We start from the raw sequence: 4,324 nt of genomic DNA on the forward strand, positions 1-4,324 counted from the left end.
ATAAGAAAAAACTATCGATTTAAATAAAATAATGATTGATAAAAATACAAGTATATAGAATATATAGTAAAATTATTAATCATCCAAGCAATTTAATTGAAGATACTATGTTAACCATAAAAATTCCAGTACAGAATATAGAGGCAACAAGACAAATTGTGCTAAATCATAAGATTATTGACTTTGACTATAAGATTAAAGTCGAAAATGGTTTCGGACATATTCCAATTAAAGAAGGAACAGAGGACGAAATACTTTCAAAAGTAATGGAAGAGTGCAAAGAGGAAATCATTAAAATAAATGAAGGTTATACAATTGAAATAATCGATTTAAACCAAGATGAAGACCTCGAAACTGTAAAGAGATTTCCAAGAAGCATAACTGAACTTCTTAAAGACAAATTAACCGAAGAAGAAATCGAAGAACTTAAAAAATCCTTTGACATCATTGGGGATGTTGTCATTGTAGAGATTTCTGAAGATCTTGAAGCCCATAAAAAGGAAATTGGTGAAGCAACCCTACAGTTTACCAAACGAAAAACTGTGTATATGAAAAAAAGTGCAGTTAAGGGTGTTACAAGAGTTAGGGAACTTGAACTTATCGCTGGAGAAGACAATCCCATCACAATCCATAAGGAACATGGCACAAGATTGAAATTGAATGTAAAAAACGTTTATTTCTCACCAAGACTTGCTACTGAAAGGAAAAGAGTCCAAGAAGCAACACAGGATGGAGAGGAGATTCTTGACATGTTTGCAGGAATTGGCCCATTTCCAATTGTCATAGCTCATGAGAAGAATGTGAATATAACAGCTGTAGACATTAACGAATATGCGATTAAGTACTTGAATGAGAATATCAAGTTAAATAAGTTGGCCCCGAATGCTCACATCACTGCAATTTGTGGAGATACAAATGAAGTTGCAAAAAATGAATTGAAGGATAAAAAATTCGATAGACTCATTATGAATCTTCCAGGATTAGCACCTGAATTCCTTGATTTAGCTGTTTCATTATGCAAGGATGGTGGAGTCATTCACTACTATGAATTTTCCGATGGATTTTCACAAGGAATAGAAAGAGCACAAATAGCTTGTGAAAAGCAAAATAAGGATGTTGAGATACTCAATACACGTAAAGTTAAATCATCAAGCCCTGGAATGTGGCATGTAGCGATTGACTGCAAGGTTACTGATAAAAAATAACTAAAATAACTAAAATAATTAAAATAATTAAAATAAAAAAAGAAATGATTTAGAAAAGATCCTTAAAGTCCTTTTCTAAATTGTTTAAATCAATTACTCCTTTTTCTGTAATGATTCCTGTAATCAAATCTTTAGGAACTATATCAAATGCAGGGTTGATGACTTCAGTTCCCTCCGGACATATTCTTGCTCCACCATAATAGATCACTTCATTAGGATCACGTTCTTCAATAACTGTATCAAAGATTGAAATCTCCTTATCAAAGGTACTGAATGGAGCTGCAATATAGAATGGAATGTCAAATCTTTTAGCAGCAAGAGCTACCATAAATGAACCTATCTTGTTTGCAATACCGTCATGAGCAACCCTATCTGCACCAATAACGACTTTATCAATTTTTCCAATTGACATAAGATATCCGCTTGCCACATCAGGAATCAATTTTACAGGGATTCCTTCCTGTTGCATTTCCCATACGCTTAAGCTTGCACCTTGTCCTCTTGGACGGGTTTCATCACAGATGACTTGAATGTCCTTTCCTTGATTGAATGCAGAACGGAAAACACCAAGTGCAGTACCATAGTCTACACATGCAAGTGCACCTGCATTACAGTGAGTAAGAACTGTATCTCCATCATCAATAAGCTCAGCACCATATTCGCCAATAGCTAAGTTTGTATTGATGTCTTCGCCAGCCATTGCCATTGCTTCATCGAGCATATTGTCCGCTTTCATGACTCTGTCAACTGCCCACATAAGATTGACTGCAGTTGGCCTTGCATTTTTCATTTCAGTAGCTGCCTTTTCCATATCTTCTCCAGCAATTTGTGCAAGAGCCATACCAAAAGCAGCTGAAACACCTATAGCAGGAGCTCCACGAACAACCATTGTCTTGATTGCATCTATAACTTCTTGGTAAGTGCTGCAATAGACATAAGTCAATTCATCTGGCAATTTGGTTTGATCTATAAGCTTTAGTTTATTGTCTTCCCATTCTAAAGTTCTCATAATAATCACATGATAAGAATAATTGAATCTATAAATAAAATTGTTAAAATACAATAAAATATTGGTCTTTTTTAAATAAATAAGTTATTATGAAAATAGTTTAAATATACTATGAGAACACCCTCCAAATAATCAGATTAAGAAAATTAATAAAGAACATACTCAAAAGAACTATTAAAAACTTCAACTGTATGTCAATTCATATTCAAATAAATGATTAGATGAAGAATCCTATGATAATAAGAAGGATACCTAATAAGATATATATGATACCCTCATAGAAAAGTTCCATAGCATCTCCCTCCTTTAGAAGAATCTTGAATGGACTGCCGATTGTACTCAATGATCCATCAAAATTCAGCCATATAAATTCAACCCTATGTTTCTTTTAGTATTTTTTATATAGCTAAAAGGGAATACCATATTCTAATTAAGAAAAGAATGTTCTCAATTATAATATAAGGAAAATAAGATATAATATTGACTTAAATGCGAAAAAACATAAAAATTAAAAGATTAAAAAGTATTAAAGCATAAATACACATATTCACAACAGTGAAAAAAACACAAAAAAGTAAATGTTAAAAAAAACTAAAAAGATAAAATCTAAAAAAAGAAAAAGCTGTTAATGTGGCCACATTCCCTAATGACCACAAAATTATCAGCACATAGTTGAATAAGCAAATTTGTTTTTGGCTCATTGAGAAACAATCGGCAACAACAAACTTGTGATTAATAGTATATAAAAAGTAGTATATAAATATTTTGGAAAATAAAGAATTATTAAAGCTTTAAATGAAAAATAAATGAACAAATAAGCTTATTTTAACATATAGTAAACTATACATAAAAATTTAAATAAAAAAAGTAAAAAAAAGATAAAAAGGACATAAAGTCCTTCATAAATCTATTCGTCAAATTCTTCAAAGGTGATTACAGCTCTTCCTTCAACTCTTCCGTTTCTTAAGTCATCAAGAGCATCAAGAACTTTGCTGAATGGATATTGTTGAGCTTCGACCTTGATTTTTCCAGCTTTTGCCAAGTCCATGATTTCATAAAGGTCAGTGATGGTTCCACCTTGAGTCAATCTTACCATTACACCAGGTTTAACTGTGGTCCAGCTTACAGGGAGTGTTCCTCCACCAAGACCTAAAATGGAAATAAGACCTAATCCTTTGGTAATTTGTGCTGCAAGTTCTAAAGTGTTGTCTCTACCTACAAAGTCAAATACGGCATCTACACCTTTGCCGTCAGTGAGTTCCATAATCTTGTCATATGCATTGTCATCCAATACAACCAATTCGTCAGCACCATAGTTAACCATTTTAGCCATTTTTTCAGCAGATCTGTTAACTACAATAACACGAGCAGAGGTTGTTAAAGCCAAGTATTGACAGCAGTAGAATCCAAGTCCACCTACACCGATAACCACTGCAGTACCATTATTTGGAATGAATGGTTTTGCAGTTTGAACAGCACCATATGGAGATAATCCTGCATCTGCTAATGCCACATATTCTGTAGGGTCAAGGTCTCCTAAAGGAGCAACTTCTCTTGCATCAGCAATCATATATTCTGCCATACCTCCGTCTTCCTTAAGACCACGTGCACTTGCAACTTCACAGAAGTTGTCACGTCCTGAAAGACAGTATTGACATTTACCGCATGCATGCAATGTGTCTACAATAACGTTTTGACCAACCTCTACAGTATCTACTCCAGGTCCGAGTTTTACAACTTCACCTGCATTTTCGTGACCGAATGTGAATGGTCCTTCAAAGGGAACTGTAATGAATCCTTCATCAATAACTTCAAGGTCAGTTCTGCACATTCCTGCACCTTTCATTTTAATTAAGATTTCTCCAAAAGTAGGTTCTGGTATAGGTACTTCCTCCATTACAGGAGGTTTTCCTAATTCATTTATTCTCCAAGCTTTCATTGTTCCTGCCATTTTTATCCCTCTATTTTAATTATTCATTAAATGATAATTCAATGAAATTAAGTTGATTGAAAATTTCAACAAAATCTAAAATAAACTTAATTAATAATATCTTTATTAATATATTTAAATATTTACAAAAATTTTTAAAAAGACTAAACCATGTTTAAT

4 protein-coding genes are annotated in these 4,324 nt (G+C 33.1%); 1 reads left to right on the top strand and 3 read right to left on the bottom strand.

What is annotated here, in order from left to right; all coding sequences use genetic code 11:
- Positions 1-107: 107 nt before the first annotated feature.
- Positions 108-1,205 (top strand): class I SAM-dependent methyltransferase, encoded by a 1,098-nt coding sequence (locus tag ACKI67_RS08230; RefSeq protein WP_407463027.1) that lies wholly within the window; start codon positions 108-110, stop codon positions 1,203-1,205.
- Between the two features lie 49 nt (positions 1,206-1,254).
- On the opposite strand, the gene mtnA is transcribed toward ACKI67_RS08230, so the two are convergent.
- The 3 genes from mtnA to ACKI67_RS08245 all read right to left on the bottom strand — a co-directional run bounded on the left by mtnA (position 1,255) and on the right by ACKI67_RS08245 (position 4,165).
- Positions 1,255-2,214 carry an S-methyl-5-thioribose-1-phosphate isomerase gene (mtnA, locus tag ACKI67_RS08235; RefSeq protein ID WP_407463028.1) on the bottom strand — a complete coding sequence of 320 codons (960 nt, stop codon included), beginning with the start codon at positions 2,212-2,214 and terminating at the stop codon, positions 1,255-1,257.
- Positions 2,215-2,431: 217 nt separating this feature from the next.
- A complete protein-coding gene (locus tag ACKI67_RS08240) occupies positions 2,432-2,557 on the bottom strand; it encodes a hypothetical protein (protein WP_407463030.1) in 126 nt (41 codons plus the stop codon).
- Positions 2,558-3,121: 564 nt separating this feature from the next.
- A complete protein-coding gene (locus ACKI67_RS08245) occupies positions 3,122-4,165 on the bottom strand; it encodes an NAD(P)-dependent alcohol dehydrogenase (RefSeq protein ID WP_407463031.1) in 1,044 nt (347 codons plus the stop codon).
- Between the last annotated feature and the right edge of the window lie 159 nt (positions 4,166-4,324).

This window comes from Methanobrevibacter sp. (assembly GCF_045577275.1).
GTDB lineage: Archaea > Methanobacteriota > Methanobacteria > Methanobacteriales > Methanobacteriaceae > Methanobrevibacter.

Coding starts and splice junctions, on each gene's coding strand:
- ACKI67_RS08230 (WP_407463027.1), top strand. CDS start 108: ATGTTAACCATAAAAATTCCAGTACAGAATATAGAGGCAACAAGACAA.
- ACKI67_RS08245 (WP_407463031.1), bottom strand. CDS start 4,165: ATGGCAGGAACAATGAAAGCTTGGAGAATAAATGAATTAGGAAAACCT.
- mtnA (WP_407463028.1), bottom strand. CDS start 2,214: ATGAGAACTTTAGAATGGGAAGACAATAAACTAAAGCTTATAGATCAA.